The 21,458-nt window shown below is 59.2% G+C and carries 20 protein-coding genes and 1 tRNA gene; 9 read left to right on the top strand and 12 right to left on the bottom strand.

Annotation, left to right across the window (positions count from 1 at the left end; translation table 11 throughout):
* Positions 1–89 precede the first annotated feature (89 nt).
* Positions 90–653, top strand: a complete 564-nt coding sequence (gene efp, locus CAURIM_RS07265; RefSeq protein ID WP_070446858.1) for an elongation factor P — start codon at positions 90–92, stop codon at positions 651–653.
* Position 654: 1 nt separating this feature from the next.
* Entirely contained in the window at positions 655–1,185 is a 531-nt protein-coding gene (gene nusB, locus CAURIM_RS07260) for a transcription antitermination factor NusB (RefSeq protein ID WP_070644861.1), read from the top strand.
* Positions 1,186–1,397: 212 nt separating this feature from the next.
* On the opposite strand, the gene CAURIM_RS07255 is transcribed toward nusB, so the two are convergent.
* The 6 genes from CAURIM_RS07255 to CAURIM_RS07230 form a co-directional block, all read right to left on the bottom strand.
* On the bottom strand, positions 1,398–2,162 hold the full coding sequence (locus CAURIM_RS07255; RefSeq protein ID WP_070446863.1) for an amino acid ABC transporter ATP-binding protein: 765 nt from the start codon (positions 2,160–2,162) through the stop codon (positions 1,398–1,400).
* Positions 2,162–3,115, bottom strand: a complete 954-nt coding sequence (locus CAURIM_RS07250; RefSeq protein WP_070446865.1) for an amino acid ABC transporter permease — start codon at positions 3,113–3,115, stop codon at positions 2,162–2,164. Before CAURIM_RS07250 ends, CAURIM_RS07255 begins: the two co-directional genes overlap by 1 nt.
* Entirely contained in the window at positions 3,108–3,989 is an 882-nt protein-coding gene (locus CAURIM_RS07245; RefSeq protein WP_201828117.1) for an ABC transporter substrate-binding protein, read from the bottom strand. Before CAURIM_RS07245 ends, CAURIM_RS07250 begins: the two co-directional genes overlap by 8 nt.
* Positions 3,990–3,992: 3 nt before the next feature.
* Positions 3,993–4,808 carry a DUF368 domain-containing protein gene (locus CAURIM_RS07240; RefSeq protein ID WP_070446869.1) on the bottom strand — a complete coding sequence of 272 codons (816 nt, stop codon included), beginning with the start codon at positions 4,806–4,808 and terminating at the stop codon, positions 3,993–3,995.
* Between the two features lie 136 nt (positions 4,809–4,944).
* Positions 4,945–5,220, bottom strand: coding sequence for a hypothetical protein (locus tag CAURIM_RS07235; protein ID WP_201828119.1), 276 nt, complete (start codon positions 5,218–5,220; stop codon positions 4,945–4,947).
* A 67-nt stretch (positions 5,221–5,287) separates the two neighbouring features.
* Positions 5,288–5,361: transfer RNA gene (locus tag CAURIM_RS07230), tRNA-Leu, on the bottom strand.
* Between the two features lie 91 nt (positions 5,362–5,452).
* On the opposite strand from CAURIM_RS07230, the gene polA reads away from it, so the two are divergent.
* Positions 5,453–8,104, top strand: a complete 2,652-nt coding sequence (polA, locus tag CAURIM_RS07225) for a DNA polymerase I (RefSeq protein ID WP_201829563.1) — start codon at positions 5,453–5,455, stop codon at positions 8,102–8,104.
* Positions 8,105–8,107: 3 nt separating this feature from the next.
* On the opposite strand, the gene CAURIM_RS07220 is transcribed toward polA, so the two are convergent.
* Both CAURIM_RS07220 and CAURIM_RS07215 read right to left on the bottom strand, forming a co-directional pair.
* Positions 8,108–8,578, bottom strand: coding sequence for an RDD family protein (locus CAURIM_RS07220; RefSeq protein ID WP_070644855.1), 471 nt, complete (start codon positions 8,576–8,578; stop codon positions 8,108–8,110).
* 60 nt (positions 8,579–8,638) lie between these two features.
* Positions 8,639–9,379 (bottom strand): class I SAM-dependent DNA methyltransferase, encoded by a 741-nt coding sequence (locus tag CAURIM_RS07215; protein ID WP_201828121.1) that lies wholly within the window; start codon positions 9,377–9,379, stop codon positions 8,639–8,641.
* Between the two features lie 241 nt (positions 9,380–9,620).
* Between CAURIM_RS07215 and rpsA the strand changes: the two genes are divergently transcribed.
* Positions 9,621–11,081: a 30S ribosomal protein S1 gene (gene rpsA / locus CAURIM_RS07210; protein ID WP_010190105.1), complete on the top strand. Its 1,461-nt coding sequence runs from the start codon at positions 9,621–9,623 to the stop codon at positions 11,079–11,081.
* A 113-nt stretch (positions 11,082–11,194) separates the two neighbouring features.
* The gene (coaE, locus tag CAURIM_RS07205; RefSeq protein ID WP_070644851.1) at positions 11,195–11,797 is read left to right on the top strand and encodes a dephospho-CoA kinase; all 603 of its coding nucleotides are present in this window, start codon (positions 11,195–11,197) and stop codon (positions 11,795–11,797) included.
* Between the two features lie 14 nt (positions 11,798–11,811).
* On the opposite strand, the gene CAURIM_RS07200 is transcribed toward coaE, so the two are convergent.
* Positions 11,812–13,176 (bottom strand): glycoside hydrolase family 183 protein, encoded by a 1,365-nt coding sequence (locus CAURIM_RS07200; protein ID WP_201828123.1) that lies wholly within the window; start codon positions 13,174–13,176, stop codon positions 11,812–11,814.
* Positions 13,177–13,280: 104 nt separating this feature from the next.
* Here CAURIM_RS07200 and CAURIM_RS07195 point away from each other — a divergent pair, with 104 nt between their 5' ends.
* The 4 genes from CAURIM_RS07195 (at position 13,281) to CAURIM_RS07180 (ending at position 16,971) form a co-directional block, all read left to right on the top strand.
* On the top strand, positions 13,281–13,643 hold the full coding sequence (locus CAURIM_RS07195; RefSeq protein WP_201828125.1) for a DUF4259 domain-containing protein: 363 nt from the start codon (positions 13,281–13,283) through the stop codon (positions 13,641–13,643).
* A 97-nt stretch (positions 13,644–13,740) separates the two neighbouring features.
* On the top strand, positions 13,741–15,834 hold the full coding sequence (uvrB, locus tag CAURIM_RS07190; protein ID WP_201828127.1) for an excinuclease ABC subunit UvrB: 2,094 nt from the start codon (positions 13,741–13,743) through the stop codon (positions 15,832–15,834).
* Between the two features lie 110 nt (positions 15,835–15,944).
* A complete protein-coding gene (locus CAURIM_RS07185) occupies positions 15,945–16,391 on the top strand; it encodes a universal stress protein (RefSeq protein ID WP_070644846.1) in 447 nt (148 codons plus the stop codon).
* 139 nt (positions 16,392–16,530) lie between these two features.
* Complete coding sequence (locus CAURIM_RS07180; RefSeq protein ID WP_070446890.1) at positions 16,531–16,971, top strand: universal stress protein; 441 nt, start codon at positions 16,531–16,533, stop codon at positions 16,969–16,971.
* An 85-nt stretch (positions 16,972–17,056) separates the two neighbouring features.
* On the opposite strand, the gene CAURIM_RS07175 is transcribed toward CAURIM_RS07180, so the two are convergent.
* From CAURIM_RS07175 to CAURIM_RS07165, 3 genes are all read right to left on the bottom strand, one after another.
* A complete protein-coding gene (locus tag CAURIM_RS07175) occupies positions 17,057–18,070 on the bottom strand; it encodes an App1 family protein phosphatidate phosphatase (RefSeq protein WP_070711267.1) in 1,014 nt (337 codons plus the stop codon).
* Positions 18,071–18,080: 10 nt separating this feature from the next.
* Entirely contained in the window at positions 18,081–20,321 is a 2,241-nt protein-coding gene (locus CAURIM_RS07170; protein WP_201828129.1) for a HelD family protein, read from the bottom strand.
* 180 nt (positions 20,322–20,501) lie between these two features.
* Positions 20,502–21,425 (bottom strand): DoxX family protein, encoded by a 924-nt coding sequence (locus tag CAURIM_RS07165; protein ID WP_201828131.1) that lies wholly within the window; start codon positions 21,423–21,425, stop codon positions 20,502–20,504.
* Between the last annotated feature and the right edge of the window lie 33 nt (positions 21,426–21,458).

The following is a 21,458-nucleotide window of genomic DNA, read 5'->3' as shown; positions in this document are numbered from 1 at the left end:
ACCCCTTCGTACCGTGCAGCAGCCGCGTACGGTATGCTTAGACACTGTTTTCATAGTTTCGACTACAAGTTATTTGGGAGAGTCATTTCATGGCAGATACCACTGATTTCAAGAACGGCCTCGTTCTGAAGATCGACAACAAGCTGCAGCAGATCGTTGAATTCCAGCACGTCAAGCCTGGCAAGGGTCCTGCATTCGTGCGCACCAAGCTCAAGGATGTGGTCTCTGGCAAGGTCACCGACAAGACCTTTAACGCTGGTGTGAAGGTGGAGACCGCCAACGTTGACCGCCGCGACATGACCTACCTGTACAACGATGGCCAGAACTACGTGGTCATGGATGATAAGACCTACGAGCAGTACGAGCTGCCGTTTGATAAGTTCGGCGACGCCGGCAAGTTCCTCTTGGAAAACATGCGTGTCCAGGTCTCCTTCCACGACGGCGACGCTCTGTTCGGTGAGCTTCCGATCTCCGTTGACCTGAAAGTTGAGCACACCGAGCCAGGTCTGCAGGGTGACCGCTCCAACGGCGGCACCAAGCCGGCGACACTCGAGACCGGTGCCGAGATCCAGGTGCCGCTGTTCATCGAGACCGGTAACACCCTCAAGATCGATACCCGCACTGGCGAGTACCTCTCCCGCGTCAACAACTAAGATGACCCGACCAGAGCCTAACTATAAGCGGCACACCGCGCGCTACCGCGCGCGCCGCCGAGCTGCGGATATTCTCTTCGAAGCAGAATCACGCGACGTTGATCCGGTAGCCATCGTGGAAGACCGCGTCGAGCTTGCTCGCGACCCGGAAAACGGCGTGGCGCCGATCGCGGACTACACCCGCGAAATTGTCAGCGGAGCAGCTGAAGAGCTGGACGCCATTGACGATGCGATTGCTCGTTACCTCTCCAGCGAGTGGTCGCTCGAACGCATTCCCGCTGTTGACCGCGCGATCATGCGAGTATCGGTATGGGAAATCCTCTTCAACGCGGATGTTCCGAACGCTACCGCGCTCGTTGAAGGCGTGGAGCTTGCTTCCGAATACTCCAATGACAAGGCCGCGCCTTATATCCATGCGGTGCTGGATGACGTCATCCAATCACAGTCTGCGGATAGCCCGATGGCCTCGTCCTCTGCCGAGGAGCCCGCGGAGCCCGCTGAGACTGCGGAAACGGAAGGGGACACCGAATAGGGACCCACCGCTGGCGTTAATTGTTTCGCCAGCCCTTTCCAGAAAAACTCCGGCCAGTTACCTTTGCGGACTGGCCGGAGTTTTGTCTTGGACGGGTTCAAATAGAAAACTGCCCTTGTTGCCAAAGATCTGGCCAGATCTTGAGGTGAGGGCGAGAAACTTTGGCAACAAGGGCAGTTGCGGCGGTGCTGCGTGCGTGGTGGTGCAGTGCGCTAGAGCAGCGAAGAGAGGAAATCCTTCGTGCGCTGGTGCTGAGGATTGTCCAAGACCTGCTGTGGGGTGCCGGTTTCGATGACGCTGCCGCCGTCCATGAAAACGATGGTGTCGGCGACCTCCCGGGCAAAGCCCATCTCGTGGGTGACAACGAGCATGGTCATGCCATCGGCGGCAAGTTCCTTCATCACGCGGAGCACCTCACCGACGAGCTCGGGGTCGAGGGCGGAGGTGGGCTCGTCGAAAAGCATGAGCTTCGGGTCCATCGCAACCGCGCGAGCAATGGCGACGCGTTGCTGCTGACCACCAGAGAGCTGGACTGGGTAGGCGTCCGCCTTGTGCGCGAGGCCAACCTTTTCCAGCAGCTCCATGGCCTTTTTCTTTGCCTGCTCCGGGTTCTGCTTCTTTACCTGGATGGGGGCCTCGATGATGTTTTCCAGCACGGTGCGGTGGCTAAAAAGATTGAATTGCTGAAAAACCATGCCGATATCTTGGCGCTGGGCGGCGGCTTCTTTCTCGGAGATTTCATAGAGCACGCCGTTGCGCTCGCGGAAACCAATCAGTTCGCCGTCGATGTAGAGGCGGCCGGCCGTGACCTTCTCCAGGTGATTACAGCAGCGCAGGAAGGTGGACTTACCAGAACCGGAGGGCCCCAGAAGGCACGTGACCTCACCCGGCATGACGGTGAGGTCGATGCCTTTGAGAACCTCAAGTTGGCCGAAGGACTTGTGCACATTTTGTGCGGAAATCATGGGTGTCGGCATTAGTTCTTTACCTCCGGGATGACAGAGACGTTGCGGGGAATGGTTCCTTCGGCATCCGCCAGCGCGGCCAACTGGCGGCCGGTGAGCTCGCGGGTGGCGCCGCGCTCAAAGCGGCGCTCTAAGAAGTACTGGCCCACCATGAGCAGAGAGGTGATGGCCAAATACCACGTCGCCGCGACCATAAGCAGGGGGATGGGCTCGAAGAGCGCAGCCGAAATGTCCGTGGCGCGGCCGAAAATTTCCGCCGTGTAGGGAATAGCAACCACAAGTGAAGAAGTCTTGAGCAGTGAAATAAACTCGTTGCCGGTCGGCGGGATGATGATGCGCATGGCCTGCGGGAGCACAGTGCGGCGCATGGTCATCCACCATCCCATTCCCAGGGCCTTGCTGGCTTCCTTCTGGCCCTCCGGAACAGAAGAGATACCGGAGCGAACAATCTCCGCCATGTATGCGGCTTCGTTCAAGCCTAAGCCTAAGACGGACAAGAGGAATGCGTTATTGAGTACCTCGGTGAGGGAAATCTCTGTGAATCCAAGGTTGATGGATTGGTAGAGGGCTGAAAGTAGACCCCAGAAGACGAGCTGCACGTAGATTGGGGTGCCACGGAAGAGCCAGAGGAAGACCCACGACACGCCACCTAGCACAGGGTTAGGGGACATGCGCATCACCGCGAGGGCAGCGCCGCCTACGACGCCGATGATCATTGCCAGAATCGTAATGGCAATGGTGTGCAGGGCAGCGGTGGCAATCCGAGTATCGAAAAGATACTGGAAATACGTGCCCCACCCGAAGGCTTCGTTGCGTGCCGAGGAGATGATGAACCATACGGCAAGCAGAGCGAGGACAGTGGCGAATACCCAGCGCCAGGGGTGACGCAGTGGGCGGGCTTCGATCTTTTCTGGGGCAGTCGAAGCCGATGAATTCGACGCTGCCGGGAGAGAGGAGTTAGTCATTGATCGGCCTTTCGTTAATCATTGCGTGTTCGACGAGTCCGTCGTCAACACCCCATTTATCGAGAATTTCAGCGTATGCCCTGGTATCGATGAGATGCTGGAGTGCCGCCGCCACGGCAGGGCCGAGGTCTGAATCCTTTGGCACGGCGAAGCCGTAGGGTGCGGCGTCGAACATCTTGCCGACCATGGACATACGTCCATCTGAGCGGTTGACAGCCCATGCGGAGACTGGTGAATCCGCAGAGAGGGCGTCCGCGCGGCCCATCAAAACCGCAAGGGCGGCGTTATCGCTTGTGTCATAGGGCAGGATGGTCAAGTTACCATCGCAGGCTTCCTGCTTGGGACGCAGATCGTCGGTCTCCGACACCGTCGTGCGCTGCACCGCGACGGTAAGGCCACAGGGATTCGATGGATCGACCTTGTGGGGGCCGTCGGTGAGTTCTGCCCACTGGATGCCGGCGTAGAGGATGTCGACGAAATCGAAGTTTTCCCGGCGCTCATCGGTATCGGTGAACCCGGAACCGCCGAGATCAATCTGTCCCGACTGAACCGCCGGCAAGATCATGGAGAAGTCTTGTTCCACTGGCTGGAACTTGAGCCCCAATACTTGGGCGACTGCATTGGCTAGGTCCATTTCCAAGCCGATGATCGAGCCGTCGGAGTCCTTGAACTCGAACGGCGCGAACGGTGGGTTCGTGCCGACGGTGAGGACACCATCGGTGTCCTGATACATCGCGGCAATCTCGGGAACTTCGTCCACGTTGGGCGCGGACCAGCCCTCTGGCAGCGCTGGCTCCTCGTTGGTGACGCAGCCGGAGAGGGCAACGGAGGCCAGCGCTCCGACAGCGCCCACGATGGCCTTCTTCTTATTCATGCTTTAACTCTCTTGATAACTTGCGGCTTTGCGCCTATCCACGGCGATGAAAATAGCGACGATGATGCCGCCGAGCGCGAACATAAGCAGGATAAGCGGTGTGGAAGCATCCTGGTCTGCGCCCCACGGCCACAATGCGCGAAGCGAGCCCAGCATAAAGCCGGCCATGGCGGCCAAGGTCGGATCGCGGTGGGTATCGAGTAGGTAATTCAAAACCTTGACGAACGCGACAAGGCCGCACAGCGCGCCGAGGGCGAAGACGCCCACGATGGTCATGTTCCGGTCAGAGACCGCGCCAATGACAGGCTGGTAGAGGCCCATCGTCAGCAAGATGAGTGAGCCCGATACGCCGGGGAGAACGAGCGCGCAGACGGCCACCATGGCCGCCAAGAACACCACAATCAGGCTGGGGTCTTCGACAGGAGTTGAAGTAAAGCCGGTAACGAAGAAGATCGCGACGGTGGCGATGATGAATGCGGCGATGGACGCGGGCGTAAACCGCGACATCATGCTTATTGGAACGATGATGGACACGGCGACCATGCCGAGGAACAATGCGCGGGACAAGGACACTTGTCCTTCCACAAAGTTGTGGAGCAGCGTGGAAAAACCGAAGACGGCAAGGAACATGCCGGCGGCGACTGAGAGGAGGAAGCCCCACTCAACCTTTTTGAAACGGCCGGAAATGAGATCATTGGCGTTGTGCAAAGCGCGTTCATAGATGCCTACGATGAGCGCCACGGTGCCTCCGGAAATACCGGGGACCAACTCGGCCATGCCAATGAGGGCGCCGCAAATGGCGTTAAGAATATAGTGCATAAACCGAAAGTAACGTTGACAGTCTCCTCGGTGGGGATGCCGTGCCGAAGGAGAGGAATGGGCAGATGACTCCTTATTCTCTCACTCCGCGAAGGGCTTATGCAAACTATTCAGCCCATAGAAGGTTATACGTTGCCTACATCGGCAAGCGCTTGGCCACCTCGCCGTAGATCGAACCCAGGATGGCGAAGGCAGCGAGGCCTACGAGGCCGTCGAGAAGCACGGTGTAGAACGTGTTGAGCTGCGGATCATCCGAGGAAGCCGCAGACTTACGCAACTCCTGGTAGTAGGAGGAGCCTTCCACCTTGGAGGAGACCTCCTTGTCGGCGCTCGATTCTGCGGCAGTAGCCACGGTGGTACCGCCCAAGGTGAGGGCAACGGCGGTGCTCACAGCGATGATAGTGCGACGCATAGTAACGGATTCCTTTCGGTTGAAAACGCTAACACCCCACAACAGGCTCTGTTGCGGGGTGGAATTGTGCCCCTGGTGAGACTCGAACTCACACTACACGGGTTTTGAATCCGTTGCCTCTGCCAATTGGGCTACAGGGGCGCACAAGCAACGATAGTAGCGCAGCCGACCAATGTGAACCTAATTGCCTGCCTACGGCCCTCAACGGTGCCGCTCCGTGCAACACGTTAGGATGGGCCGGGTGACTACTTCTCAGCCCCGACTCTTGCTCATCGACGGCCACTCCATGGCCTTTCGCGCATTTTATGCACTGCCCGCGGAGAACTTTTCCACCTCAGGCGGTCAGCACACGAACGCTGTGTACGGATTCCTTTCCATGCTGGCGAATATCCTGGCCGAAGAGAAGCCAGATTTCGTCGCCGTTGCCTTCGACGTGGGGCGTAAGACCTTCCGTACCGAGATGTTTCCCGAGTACAAGGCGCAGCGAGAGGCTGCTCCTGAAGAATTCCGCGGCCAGGTTGAGCTCATCCGAGAAGTGCTAGAAACACTGGGAATCACCACGCTGTCGCGTGAGAATTTCGAAGCCGATGACATCGTGGCCACGCTGTCGACGCAGGCGGGAGCGGGCTATGAGACCTTCCTGGTCACTGGTGACCGCGACTATCTGCAGCTTGTCGACGACTCCACGACCGTCCTTTATCCCATGCGCGGGGTGTCCAAGCTGCATCGCTTTACACCGGAGGCGGTGAAGGAGAAGTACGGCCTGAGTCCCGAGCAGTACCCGGATTTCGCAGCCTTGCGCGGAGATCCTTCCGATAACTTGCCTTCCGTTCCGAAAGTGGGGGAGAAGACCGCCACGAAATGGATTACCCAGTATGGTTCCCTCGATGGCCTCATTGAGCATGCCGAGGAAATCAAGGGAGTGGCGGGCCAGAACTTCCGCGACCGCATTGAACAGGTCAAGCTCAACCGGAAGCTCACCCAAATGGTGACGGACATGGACCTGGAGGTTGGACCGGCAGACCTGGAATTCAAGGGAGCGGTCGCTAGCGAGGTCGCGGCTCGCTTCGACGAGTTGGAATTTGGCACCAACCTGCGCGAGCGGGTCCTCAACGCCGTTCCGCACGATGCCGCCGCCGAAGCTGCCGCGGCGGAGGAAACGCCGGATGTATCGGTGACCGTGGTGGACACGCCGCTGGCTAAGTGGCTCGAAGGTAAAAAGCATGTCGCGGTATTCGTGCAGGGTGACGGAACCCCAGGTGCAGGAGATGCGGCAGCGCTAGCACTGGTCGATTCAGCTTTTGAAGGACTCCAGATTGAATTGGCGGACCTGGATGCAGAAGATGACGCCGCCCTGGCCGCGTGGTTGTCATCAGATGCGCCGAAGTATGTGCACGAGGCAAAGGCTACTTGGCACATGCTGGCGGGGCGAGGGATTGAACTACGTGGAATTGCCCATGACACAGCCCTGGCGGCCTACCTCCTGCGCCCAGGTCAGCGCACGTATGCGTTGACGGACGTGTACCAGCGCCATCTGCAGAAGTCCTTGGGGGTGGCCACGGAGCAGCTTTCCCTCTTGGATGACAATCAACTTGTAGAACAGGCCGGCGCCATCATGGAGCTGGCGGCAGAACTGACTAGTCAACTCCAAGAGATTGATTCCTTCGAGTTGTATACAGACCTTGAGTTGCCGCTCGTGACCATCCTGGCCCAGATGGAGGCCGCTGGTATTGCAGTTGACCGCGATGTCTTGGAAACGCAGCGTGATGCTTTCATTGAGCAGGTCAATGAGCAGGAACGCGCCGCCCGCGAGTTGGCTGGTGATGATTCTCTTAACCTGAATTCCCCGAAGCAGCTGCAGGCGGTGCTCTTCGATACTTTCGATATGCCGAAGACGAAGAAGACTAAGACAGGTTATTCGACCGCAGCTAAGGAAATTGAGCAGCTGGCCGTTACCCATCCGCACCCCTTCCTGGATCACCTGCTGGCGCACCGCGAATACCAGAAAATGAAGACGACGCTGGAGGGGCTCATCAAGACCATTCAGCCGGATGGCCGCATTCACACCACGTTTAACCAGACGGTGACTTCAACCGGCCGCCTATCCTCGACCGAGCCGAATCTGCAGAACATCCCGGTGCGCACGGAGGCTGGTCGCCAGATCCGCTCGGCCTTCGTGGTCGGTGAAGACTTCGAAACCTTGATTACGGCCGATTACTCGCAGATTGAGATGCGAGTCATGGCGCACCTCTCTGCCGACCCTGGGCTTATTGAGGCCTACCGGGAGGGTGAGGACCTCCATAACTACGTTGGTTCCAAGGTCTTCGATGTTCCTGTCGATGAGGTCACCCCAGAGCTGCGCCGCCGAGTCAAGGCCATGTCCTATGGCTTGGTCTATGGGCTATCCGCATTTGGCTTGTCGCAACAGCTGGGCATCCCCGCACGGGAAGCCAAGGAGATCATGGAGAGCTACTTTGAGCGATTTGGTGGTGTAAAGCGCTACCTCGACGAAGTTGTCGTGCAAGCTCGAAAGGACGGCTACACCTCCACGGTCTTCGGGCGCCGCCGCTACCTACCGGAGCTGAACTCCGATAATCGTGTTGCTCGCGAGAACGCCGAGCGCGCAGCGCTCAACGCCCCGATTCAGGGAACTGCAGCAGACATTATCAAGGTGGCCATGATTCGCGTGGACAAGGCGCTTGAAGGTTTGGCCTCGCGCGTCTTGCTCCAGGTTCACGATGAACTCGTCGTGGAGGTGGCTCCCGGCGAAGCGGAGGACGTCCAGCGCATCGTGGAGCGAGAGATGGACAAGGCTATCGAGTTGACTGTGCCCCTTGAGGTCTCCGTTGGTGTGGGCAAAAACTGGGATGCCGCAGCGCACTAGGGCTTAGGTCAAGCCCACCGCGCGCTCGTCTTCGGTGGGCGTGCGGCGCTCGACCAAACATCCGGCAAGGAGGTCGAATGGGGTTTGTCCCAGCAGCAGGACGCTGAGGCCGAGGATGCCCAGGATGGTTGCCTCCACGAAGGGGAGTCCTGTCAACGCGAGAAGTGTGAGAAGGAGCCAGCCGTTGCGAACGGCTGCGCTGCCGATTCCGGGATGCTCAGCAATGACTTCTAGCTTTAGCGACCACTTACCCAGGGAAGTCTGCTTTGCGGCCTCTACCCACACTCGGTAGACGTAGAAGACGAGTGCGAGGGCAACGATGTCATAGACAGCGCCTGCTCGACCGCTCAGCACTTCATCGGCGATGAGGTTGATAAGCCACTTGAGTGCCACGATGATGGCGGCGGCGAGAAAGGCATCAATCCACCAGGCCACTGCGCGGCGCGCGAAAATCCCGAGGCGTTCTAGAAGCATGGCTGTCAGCTTAGTTCGCTGCAGCCGATTGATTCGATACCAGGGGAGGTAGTGTCTGACCTACCGTGCTTCGCACACGAAGATGGCGGTGCCGGGGAAAATGGCTCCCCGCTCAGGCGACCATTGTCCCCAAGTAAGTGTGTTTTCCTCCGGCCACTCGGGTTCGATGAGGTTGCGAATTTCAAATGCACCGCGCACTTGGAGTGCTCGCACCCAATCGCCCATCGTGCGGTGGAACTCGGCATAGCTGAGCTCACCGCTGTCATCCTGCTCTAGGTAGGCGCGTTCAAAATAAGACAGCTGCGCAGTGAGGTCCTGTGGATCATCGGGGAAGACCCAACGCATGGGGTGTGGCACAGAAAAGACGAAGCGGCCATGAGGGTGCAGAACACGGTGGACTTCGTTCAGTGCCTGGTCAAGGTTGGCCACGAAGGGAAGGGCGCCAAAGGCGGAGAAGACGACGTCGAAGGATCCGTCACGATAGGGAAGTGCTAGGACATCAGCCTGAACGAGCGGTAGGCCACTCTCGGCATGGGAAAGCATTCCAGACGAGAGATCGAAGCCCGTGGCAAAGCGCGCGCGTCCTTGCAGCCACTGCGTGCAAGGCGCGGAGCCGCAGCCGAGCTCGAGGACGGTAGCGGAGGAGACATCGCTCAGTAGCTGCGCTTCCGCCTCGTGCAGCATCTCAGGACACCAGTAGAAAGAGGATAGATATTCGGGGTGTTCCGCGTGGTAGGAATCGGCGTCACGATCCCAAAAATTGCGATTGGCTGAGGAAGCAGAAAAGGCTGCAGAAGACATTCTCACTTTTCCAATTTCTTTTCCGTGTTGTATTTGCCGTTTTAGCTGCGAGGATGTAGGGTTGTACGGGCGTGTCTATGACTCGGGACGCGCTGGGCTACTGTAGGAGAGCTCGGCACGGCTGCGAGTCGGGATTGAAATCCATCTTAAGCCTTGCGCATTTGCGCTGCTTAATGACGCTTTTCAAGAGACGCGTAACTGTCCAATTACGATCTCCTACGTTTATTCGGAGCATAACTACATGCCAACTTCTAACACCCCTCAGGTTGCGATCAACGACATCGGAACCGCAGAGGACTTCCTCGCAGCCGTCGACGCCACCATCAAGTACTTCAACGATGGTGACATCGTCGAGGGCACCGTGGTCAAGGTTGACCACGACGAGGTCCTGCTCGACATCGGTTACAAGACCGAGGGCGTCATCCCGTCCCGCGAGCTCTCTATCAAGCACGACGTCAACCCGGATGAGGTTGTCGAGGTCGGCGACGAGATCGACGCACTTGTTCTCACCAAGGAGGACAAGGAAGGCCGTCTGATCCTGTCCAAGAAGCGCGCACAGTACGAGCGCGCTTGGGGCGCCGTCGAAGAGCTGCACGCCAAGGAAGAGCCGGTTACCGGTACCGTCATCGAGGTTGTCAAGGGTGGTCTCATCCTCGACATCGGCCTCCGTGGCTTCCTCCCGGCCTCCCTCGTTGAGATGCGCCGCGTTCGCGACCTGGAGCCGTACATCGGCCAGGAGCTCGAGGCTAAGATCATCGAGCTGGACAAGCAGCGTAACAACGTTGTCCTGTCTCGCCGCGCATACCTCGAGCAGACCCAGTCCGAGGTCCGCTCCGAGTTCCTGCACCAGCTGCAGAAGGGTCAGGTCCGCAAGGGCGTTGTCTCCTCCATCGTCAACTTCGGCGCCTTCGTCGATCTCGGCGGTGTCGACGGCCTGGTTCACGTTTCCGAGCTGTCCTGGAAGCACATCGACCACCCGTCTGAGGTTGTCACCGTGGGCGACGAGGTCACCGTCGAGGTTCTCGACGTCGACCTGGACCGCGAGCGCGTGTCCCTGTCCCTGAAGGCAACCCAGGAAGATCCGTGGCGCGTCTTCGCCCGCACCCACGCTGTGGGCCAGATCGTCCCGGGCAAGGTCACCAAGCTCGTTCCGTTCGGCGCCTTCGTTCGCGTCGAGGAGGGCATCGAGGGCCTCGTCCACATCTCCGAGCTGGCTCAACGCCACGTGGAGGTTCCGGACCAGGTTGTCAACGTTGGCCAGGAAGTCATGGTCAAGGTCATCGACATCGACCTCGAGCGTCGTCGTATCTCCCTGTCTGTTAAGCAGGCCGACGAGGACTACACTGACGAGTTCGATCCGTCCAAGTACGGCATGGCTGACTCCTACGACGAGCAGGGCAACTACGTGTTCCCGGAGGGCTTCGACCCAGAGACCAACGAGTGGCTCGAGGGCTACGACGAGCAGCGTCAGGCTTGGGAGGCTCGCTACGCCGAGTCCGAGCGTCGCTTCAACCTGCACACCGCTCAGATCGAGCGCAACCGTGCTGCAGCTGCTGAGGCCGCTGAGTCCGCTGCCAACTCCAACTACTCTTCCGAGTCTCAGGATGCAGCTCCGGCATCCGATTCTCAGGCAGAGGTTGGCGGCTCCCTCGCATCCGACGAGCAGCTCGCTGCTCTGCGCGACAAGCTCGCTGGCAACTAAGAATGGATCTTTCTCGGTTCGCACTCAGCGATGAACCCGAGATGGTCTAGCTTTTGAGAAAGGCCGCTTCTCCCACTGTGGGAGGGGCGGCCTTTCGCGTATCCTAAGCCGGTATGAAGCTCATTGGACTCACCGGCGGTATCGGCAGCGGAAAATCTACAGTGGCGCAGCTTCTCCTGCACCACGGATGGGAGCTAGTTGATGCCGATCAGATAGCTCGGGACATCGTTGAACCGGGGCAACCGGCGCTCGCTGAGTTAGCAGACGCTTTCGGGGAGGATATCCTTCAAGCCGATGGAAGCCTCGATCGTGGGCTGCTGGCTTCCCGCGCTTTCGCCAGCCGGGAGAAGACCGATCTCCTCAACTCCATTACGCACCCGCGTATTCAGGAGGAAACCCAGGCCCGCTTCGACTCCGCGCGCCGCGCTGGCGCCGACTTCGTGGTGTATGACATGCCGCTCCTCGTGGACAAGGGTCTACACAAAAATATGGACGCCACCATCGTCGTTGACGTCGATGTGGAGGAGCGGGTTCGCCGCCTCGTGGAGTATCGCGGGCTGGATGAGGGGGATGCGCGCCGCCGGATAGCCGCGCAGGTCCCGGACGATGTGCGCCGCGCCGCTGCTGATTTCATCATTGATAACAACGGCGCTCGCGATAAGCTCGATGCGCAGGTTGACGGGGTCGTCGACAAGCTCCGCTCCCGGTTCGCCTAGGGACGCGCAATTAACTAACGCGTCGCTACGACGTCAGAGACTTCAACGTGGTCGTTGTTTTCCATGTGTTCGCCCACGAAGTCGAGGTCTGTGCGCATGAGCATGGTGTTGTAGTCATGCCAGGACGTCAGAGTGTAATAGAGGTGCTGATCGTCCTGGTTCGGCAGAACGAAGGGAGCATAGGTGTCATTGAGCGGCTGGCCGCTGACGACCTTGGTGGTCTTTTCACTCACCAGCATGCGGCGCGGCGACCATGGGCCTTCTGGGCTATCGGCCGTGCGCATAACGATGCCTTCGCCCTCCACCCCGTACATAGTGATGTATTTGCCCAAGTAGTGGTTGTAAGCCACAGAGAGTTCGGATACCTTGCCGTCGAGTACCTCGGTGGCGCGCGCCGGATTCTTCACCCAGGAGCCGTCAGAGTAGTAGCTGAAGGCTTCCTCGTTAGGAAACTCCGACTTCAACGCACGGGACAAATATGCTGGGCCGCGGCGGCCGTTGCCGGTGGTGAAGCGGTAAATGTACTCGTCGTGCTCGATGAAGGCTGATTGTTGAAGTTTTTCAAACCCTTTGCGGTAGTTGGCGCCGCCGGGAATCGGCGCGTTCGCACCGTGGCTAGTGTTGGTTCGGGTGGCCTCTGGCACTGCGCGCCACGTGACTCCGCCATCAGTCGACTTCACGGTCGCGCCAAAGTTGGTGGACCAGCCGGTCTTCGGATCGTGCCAGGAGCGCACCGACATGTAGTCGATGTAGTGCACGCCGTCGACCACTATGCCGGCCGTGGGGATAGTGGTGCGCTCGCCGTTGGTGTCTTTATCTCCCACCTTCTGGGAAGGGATGAACTCCTTAGCCCGGCCTTGAGCCGACCATCCCGAGTTCGTTAGTGCTTCCTCCAGGCGCAGGCCGTCACCATAGTCGTGGTCGCTCGTGCGCAAAAGGAGGTTGGAACGCCACCCGTCGCCCTCGCTTGAGCAATCCATGGAATCGCCGAAGACATAGTAGGATTTGCCCGCGCCATCCGAGTAGGCGATGCCGAGGTCAGTTCCGGAAATATCAAACTTCCGGTCGGTGCGGTTTGGAGAACCGGAACCAGTGATGAGCTGCATGATTTGGGTTGGCCCGCCGCTGATCTGGCGCTGGTTATAGTTGCTGCGCTGTGGTGCCTCAGTATTGCCCGAACTGCTGGACCGGGAAGAGCTGCCGAGTAGGGCGTCGAGCCCACCGAGCGAAGAGCCGGAAGTCTCGGGTTTCGACGTGAAGCTGCCGGACCTCGAGTAGGCCGTACACGGTGACGCGTGGGCCGCAGGGGAGTGGGTCACGATAGCGACAGGCACTAGTCCGGCAATGGTCAACGCGCTGGTAAGAGAACGAAGCTTCATGTCAGCAGATTCTAAAGGAGAGCGCCAACTTTTAAAGGATATGGCGGCTAAAGTTTACCTTGTGCTCGCATCCCGTTCACATTCCCTGCTTAATCTGCACCTCCATGGGAACGTGGGATGTTGGGCCTTTTGATAATCACGCCGCGTGCGAAGTGCTCGCGGCAATCCGTGATGGCTCCTTCGATCTTGATACGTTTAAGAAAAGCTGCGTGGATTCTCCCATCGACGTCGATGATGCCGAGGTAATCATTGCCTTGGGGGCATTGGCCACCACGCCTGAAGATAGGCTCCCCGCTGGAATTAGCGCGGATGACGTTAAAGCTTTGCGCACACCACAGACCCGGGCCTGGTTGCGCAAGAAAATCAATACAGCGATGGAGCCCAACAGTTCCCCGATTTATGCGTTGTGGGAAACCACGGGTGAGCTTGAACTGTGGTTGCGCAGGACGCGCGCGGCGTTGCCCTAAAATGCAGTGAGGCCTCCCTTCACAGACACAGGTGAGACAGGTTGCCTAGCCAGTGGGCCCTAGCAGGTTTCGTGGTGTGCGCGTTAGACTGGTCAGCATGGCTTTTGCTGCTGAACACCCCATCCTGCCCGTCTCCGAACATCGCCCTGTTGGCGAAATCGAGCGGCGCTCAGCCGAGTTCCGTGTTGAGTCCGAATTCCAGCCCGCTGGCGACCAGCCCGCCGCCATCGCGGAACTGGATGAGCGGCTCAGTCGCGGCGAGCGCGACGTGGTACTCATGGGTGCCACGGGTACTGGTAAGTCCGCGACAGCCGCCTGGCTCATCGAAAAGCAGCAGCGCCCAACACTTGTGATGGCGCCGAATAAAACGCTGGCGGCGCAGCTGGCGAATGAGCTGCGCCAGCTTCTCCCGCACAACGCGGTGGAGTACTTCGTCTCCTATTACGACTACTACCAACCGGAAGCCTATATCGCGCAGACGGACACCTACATTGAGAAGGACTCCTCTATTAATGAGGACGTGGAGCGCCTCCGCCACTCCGCCACGTCAGCTCTTCTTTCTCGCCGTGATGTGGTTGTGGTTTCTTCTGTGTCGTGTATCTACGGTCTGGGCACGCCGCAGTCCTATCTTGATCGCTCTGTTGTGCTAGAGGAAGGGGAGGAGATCGACCGCGATCGCTTCCTCCGCTTGCTCGTGGATATTCAGTATGAGCGCAATGACGTGGGCTTTACGCGCGGAACCTTCCGCGTCAAGGGCGATACCGTGGATATTATCCCTGCCTATGAAGAGCGCGCGGTGCGCATCGAGTTCTTCGGCGATGACGTGGACGAGCTCTACTACATCCACCCCTTGACGGGCGACGTGCTGGAGCGGGTCGACGAGGTAAGAATCTTCCCCGCAACGCACTATGTAGCTGGGCCAGAGCGCATGGCCCGTGCCATCGAGGACATCAAGGAGGAGCTCGCGGAGCGCCTCGCGGAGCTGGAGAACCGCGGCAAGTTGCTCGAAGCGCAGCGCCTGCGCATGCGTACCGAATACGACCTTGAGATGATCGAGCAGGTGGGCTTTTGCTCCGGCATTGAGAACTATTCGCGCCACGTTGATGGACGTCCCGCCGGCTCCGCGCCGGCGACACTCCTGGACTATTTCCCAGAGGACTTCCTCACCATCATCGATGAGTCTCACGTGACCGTCCCGCAGATCGGCGGCATGTTTGAGGGCGATATGGCCCGCAAGCGCAACCTCGTGGAGTTTGGCTTCCGTTTGCCTTCTGCCGTAGACAACCGTCCGCTCACTTTCGATGAGTTCGAAGAACGTGTGGGACAAGCGGTGTACATGTCGGCGACGCCCGGTGATTTCGAAATGACGGCTTCCGGCGGCGAGTTCGTGGAACAGGTCATTCGCCCCACCGGCCTCGTAGATCCCAAGGTGACGGTCAAGCCCACCAAGGGCCAGATTGATGATCTCATCGATGAGATCCGCGCCCGCACCGCGAAGCAGGAGCGCGTCCTGGTCACGACCTTGACCAAACGCATGGCAGAGGACCTCACGGACTATTTGCTGGAACACGGTATCAAGGTGCGCTACCTCCACTCGGATATTGACACGCTTCAGCGCGTGGAGCTGCTGCGCCAATTGCGCTTGGGGGAATTCGATGTCCTCGTGGGCATCAACCTGCTGCGTGAGGGCCTCGACCTTCCTGAAGTTTCACTTGTCGCCATCTTGGATGCCGATAAGGAAGGTTTTCTGCGCTCCACCACCTCGCTTATTCAGACTATTGGCCGCGCCGCCCGAAATGTGTCCGGTGAGGTCATCATGTACGCCGATAAGATTACGGACTCAATGCAGGAAGCCATCGAGGAGACTGAGCGCCGCCGTGAGAAGCAGATTGCCTATAACAAGGAGCACGGCATCGACCCGCAGCCGCTACGCAAAAAGATCGCCGATATCTTGGACCAGGTTTATGAGGACGCCGATGAGCAGGGGCAGGACGCGGATCCCACGGCCATCGTCGACAAGCCGGATGTGTCCTCCATGGCTGCCGACGAGGTGCAGGCGCTTATCGACGACCTAACGACCCAAATGCGCGAGGCAGCCCGGGAGCTCAAATTCGAGTTGGCGGGGCGCTTGCGCGATGAGATCGCTGATCTGAAAAAGGAGCAACGCGGTCTCAAGGAGGCCGGCATTTGACGACGCGCCTAGTCCTGAAATTTGCCAACTCAATGTGCGGGTAAAATCCGTCTCGGCATAGCAGACCGTGTCATACTGTTAAGGATTAATCGCTACTTATAAGGAGAATTATGCTGAGCTACAACGTTATCGCTGTCGGAACCGATGGTTCTCAGACGTCCATGCGCGCTGTTCGTTCTGCCGCGTCCATGGCACGCGCTTATGACGCGACGCTGATTATCGTGTCTGCTTTCTACAACCACTCGGGTTCGATGCTCGGCGCCCCGAACTCAGAGGATGCCCGAGTACCGGTTGTGAGCGAAGAGATGTCGGAAAGCTTCCTCAACAATGCCGCGGAGATTGCGCACGGCGAGGGGGCGGAGCGGATTGAGATCATCGCTAAGTCCGGTGACCCGGTGAATTCGCTCCTCGAGGTCGGCAGGGACCATGACGTTGATATGTTCGTTGTGGGTAACAAGGGAATTCATTCGGTGCGTGGTCGCGTGTTCGGCTCCGTGGCGACGGAGCTCACTCGTAAAGCCCACGCTGACGTCGTCGTGGTCAACACCACTGACTAGGGCAGAACATGGCGCGCTGAGCCTCGTGCGCGCTGATCGACGTGAACGCGCCAGCGTTGTTAGACTAGCGGGTGCGCAAAAGCTTTAAAATTTTGTCAAGCGGTGGCCTCATGGTTGAGGCCAGCGAAGAAAGGTCATCATGAGCGATTACAACAAGATCGTGGTCGGCACCGACGGTTCCAAGTCCTCCCTGCTTGCTGTGGAGCGCGCCGCCAAGATCGCCGCAGCCTTCGATGCCACCCTCATCATCGGTTGCGCCTACTACGAGAACCAGGAGCAGGCTTCCAAGACTTTGCGCCAGGATTCCGTGACGATTCTCGGTGATGAGAAGGCCCAGGCCAACCTCGCCTCTGGCAAGGAGCACGCAGAGAAGTTCGGCGTGGCGAAGGTGGAGACCGCTGTGCGCCCGGGCACCCCGGTTCAGGCCCTGATGTCCATTGTCAACGACAACAAGGCAGACCTGCTCATCGTGGGTAACCGTGGAATCAACTCCCTGACCGGCCGCCTGCTTGGTTCGGTACCGGCGGACGTCGCACGTCAGTCTGATTGCGATGTCATGATTGTCCACACCGTCAACTAACGCTTTATTGCGTGCACGGCGCGCAGCGCCCAGAGACCTTCAAAGAAAGGGTTACCTGGGCCGCTGCGCGCCTTTTCTTATCTTCCTAGCTGGAAGGAAGAGTGCGGTAGGCACGGGCAAGGGCGTTACCGTCGGTGCCTTGAATGAGCGGGATATCGAAAGAAGACTGCTCGTTGACCTTCACCAAGGGAGCGAGCGAGCCGTGGGACAGCAGCTGCTCCTGCGGTGTGAGATTGCGTATCGCAACTGCTGCCACATGGTTAGGATGCTCCGCTGCCGCGTCCGCATAGGTCAAGGGATCGTGCTGGCCATCATCACCGATGAGCAGCCAGCGCAGTTTGCGGAAAGCGATGAACAGGTTTCGCAATTGGACGCGCTTGTGCTCCAGGCCATTGCGGAAGAGGCCGGTAGGTGTAGGCCCCCAATCCGTCAGGAGTAGCGGGCCGCGGGGGAATCCGTTGTCCGCCATGAAGTTCACCAACGTGTCATAGGTGTTCCACGCACCGGTGGAGAGGTAAATGAAGGGTGCCTCTGGGTGCTGCTGGTAGATCTCTCGGTAGAAGCTGGCCATGCCTTCTACTGGTTTGCGCGTATTAGTGCGCTTGACCCAAGAATTCCACGCCGCAATCATCGCGCGTGGCAGCCACGTGACCATGATGGTGTCATCGATATCGCTGACCACACCGAAGGTCGTGTCCTTATCCACGATGAGGACCTCCGCGCTGGCTTCCTCGGCGCCCTTGGCACGGATGGTGACCTCGTGCCAACCGGGTTCTAGCCCGTGGTCATGGACTAGCACGTCGACATAGCCGTTGTCGTTCGTGGTGCCCGCTACCGTTTTCCCGCCAACCGTAACTTCAACCTCGTGGTGCGTGACCTGAATGGTGAAGAACTGGCGGTATCCGCGTTGAGCCCACGTATCGCGCTCTTCGGCGGCAGGGTCATGCATGAGGACCCGCCCCAGCACGTGGACGAATTCCTCGTTGCCGTAGCCGGCATAGCCAGTAACACTGGGGCGCCAGCCTTTGCGTGCTGAGCGCTTGAGCGAGTAAGCATTTGCGGTGGATTCGACTTTGCGGGCGATATCGGAAAGTGCCATGCGCACCAGATTAACGGAAAACCTCCGCGTAGCGGCCGGCGATGGTGAGGGACTGCGTCGCACGCGTCAGCGCCACGTAGAGGTTGTGCAGACCCTGCGGGGACGCTTCCACGATGTCATCCGGATTGACTACGGTGACGTGGTCAAACTCCAGTCCTTTGATCTGCTCAACGTTGGCTGCGGTGATCACAGCGCGCAGGCGCCCGTCAGCGTCCTGGAAGGTTGCGGGCTGAAGGTCGCTCTCACCGTCCTGCCAGATAACGTCCACACCGTCGCGCACCGCGATGCCTGGCGTCGCCTCGGGGTTGATGGATTGAAGGAGCTGGTTGGCCAGCTCAGTGATCGGGCGCGGGGTTCGGTAGTTGACACTCAGACCGTGCAATCGGAAGCGCTGGCCGACGAAAGGCTCGAGAGTCTCGCCCCAATCATCAACGCCGGCGGGAGCTCCAGTCTGGGAGGTATCGCCGACGAGCGTCATCCACCGGGAAGGGCTGCGCCGGAAAATCATGCGCCACTCCATGGGGGTGAGCTCCTGTGCCTCGTCGACGATGACGTGCCCGTAAGCCCACGTGTAGTCCTCGCGGGCACGTTGAGCGGTGGTGCGGGAATCCCGAACTTCGTGGCGTCGAGCGAGGTGCTCGGCATCGATGACGTCGTGGGCAGAGAGAATCTCCGCTTCGAACATGTCATCATCGTTGTCGGTGGAATCAGATGAGCTCAGAATATCGAGGGCATCTTCTGCCTCGGCTACCTGCTCACGCCATTCCTTCTCCTCTGCAGCGCGTTCCGCTTCTGGGTCTGGCATGCCGATGAGGACAGCGAGCTCGTCGAGAAGCGCAGCATCCGACGCCGCCCAAGCCCGGCCATCCTCGCGGTAGAGGGCACCCCGGGTTTCCTCATCGTAGGCGCTGGCCGCTGAATCGATGCGTTCGGTGCTGCTCAGGAGATCGGCGAGCACATCTGTAGGCGCCAGATGGGGCCAGAACTCGTCGATGAGCTCCAGGACCTGTGGTTCTTCAGCAAGATCATCGTGGAGCTGGTCCACATCTGCGCGGGAGAGCAGGTTGGCGCCTCCCAGCGGATCAGAACCGATGCGTTCGGCCATCTGCTGGGCCAGAGATTCGATGAGGTGTTCCGCAAACGCCGCTTGAGCATCGTTGTGCGGCTTGCGCGAGCGCCGTGCGCGGGTTCGTGCTGCCTTGACCATCTGGGGGGCCACGGTGAGCTCGAGCCGATCGATCTCCAGCGTGCGCAGCTGCTCGGGTACACGCTGGTAGTCCTTCACCGCGTTGCCGAGAATCTCCACCATGGCCTCTGAACCCTTGATTTCGCGGGCGAGCAAGGTTTCAGCGTGTGTAGCCTCGATGCTGGGGAAGAGAGAAGAAATGGTGGAGAGTACAACGCCGGTCTCACCAAGTTCCGGGAGTACTCGGGAAATGTATTCCAGGAAGGTGGAATTGGGGCCCACGATGAGCACGCCCGTGGCGGCTAATTGTTCGCGGTAGGTGTAGAGCAAGTAAGCCACACGGTGCAGCGCCACCGCCGTCTTGCCGGTTCCTGGTCCGCCTTCGACCACCATGACGCCGCGCGTGCTGTCACGGATGATCTCATCCTGTTCGCGCTGAATGGTCTCCACGATGGAGGGCATATGGCCAGTGCGGGCACGCTGCATGACGTGGTGGAGGGCGGATTCACTAGCGACATCGCTGCTTTCTGCAGTGTTGTCTCCTTCGAGGATCTCGTCGCTAATACCGGTGACAGTGCGACCGGTAGTCCTGATATGCCGGCGAACGTGAACCCCTTCAGGGTGCGCAGTGGTTGCCAGGTAGAAGGGCCGCGCCATCGGGGCACGCCAATCCAAAAGAAGCGTGCGGTAGTCCTCCTCCCGGGCATCAAGTCCCATGCGGCCGATATAGCGGCGGTCGAGGCCTTCCGGGGTGGGATTATCGCCAGGTGCATCAATGTCGATGCGCCCAAAAACTAGACCGAGTTGGGCAACGTTAAGCCGATCCAGTTTGGCTTGTAGGCCGTGGTACTCGGTTTCGCGGCGCACGAGAGCATCAGCATCTGGGGTATGAGGGTCGACGGCTGCTTGCACCTCGTTGAGGCGAACATTGGCAGCGTGGACCTCGTTGTCCAGACGCTCAAAGAGGCCGTCGACATAGGCTTGTTCGCTAGCTATTTCGGCGCTGTGCTCGCTCGCGTGGGCGCTGGTTTTCCCGGTGTGAGTCGCGGGTGAAGATTCAGACACAAGGCTCCTTGGGTGCGTATGAAGGCTTCTCGTGAACAGACGGGAAGTAAGAAGGGAGATAAAGGAAGAGTGGACAGGAAAAAGAACAACGGCCCAGCATACTAGCTGAGCCGTTGTTGTCTCCACCGCGGTGATTATCGCGGTGCGTTGCGGGGCTTTCCGCAGCGTAGGAAGGAGAGCTTAGAAGCGGTCACCAAACTTCTTGAAAGCCTTATCCAGCTTCTTGGAGGCTTGCTTCTGGAGTTTCTCAGCGCGCTTGCGAGCCTTCTTCTGGGCGCGCTTTCCGTCGAGCGAATCTGCCTTGGCTAGGGCCTCGTCAGCGCGGTCCTGTGCCTTGCCGGCTGCCTTTACCAGACCCTTGCGGGCGGTTTCGGTGTTGTCACGTGCAGCGTCAAGCCAATCATCTTTGTTCTCCTCAAAGAACTCACGAGCGGTCTCAGCCTTGTCCTCGACGAAGGAGCGCGCGGAGTCGATGAAGTCCCGGCCAGCGGACTCCCAATCATCACGGTTGTCCTCGACGTAGTCCTTGGCGGTTTCGAACCAGTCATTAGCCTTAGTGGTCACATCAGAAGAAATCTCGTTGGCGCGGTTGGAGAAGTCTTCTGCGAACTTCTGCTGCTCGGACTTACCCGGCAGCGCCTGCTGGATCTTCTTGTTGGCACGCTCCGAGGCCTTGGCAGCACGCCAACGCACGGAGGGCTTGCCTTCGGTGTCCTGCGTAACAATGGCCAAGGCACCAAGTAGGGCAGTGTTGGTGATGAAGCTGTTGCGCTGTGCTTCCTTGTCCTTCTTGGAATCGGCGGTCCAGAAAGCGTTGCCCACCAGGTTAGGGACGTGCGTCAGCGCGAGCACTGCAGCCGAGGTGCGCGGGGCTTTGCCCAGTGCCAAGGTGGTACCTGCAGCGGTCTTCGCACCGCCGAGTGCGCGGGTAACGAGCTCTGGGTCATTTGGGATGTAGCCTGCATATTCGCGGGGCAGCACCTTGCGCAGGCGCTTGAGCGCGGACTCGGTGTCCGCGACGTGCTCCGAGGTGTTGCGGAGCGTATCCACACCATCCCAGACAAACACGGAGGCCAGCATAGGACGGGCAAATTTACGAATCATAACGTGCTCCATTCAATAGATCTTTAAAGACGT

It is taken from the genome of Corynebacterium aurimucosum, assembly GCF_030408555.1.
GTDB lineage: Bacteria > Actinomycetota > Actinomycetes > Mycobacteriales > Mycobacteriaceae > Corynebacterium > Corynebacterium aurimucosum.
Note: the sequence above shows the minus strand (reverse complement) of the source record. Positions and strands in the feature narration are given on the sequence as shown.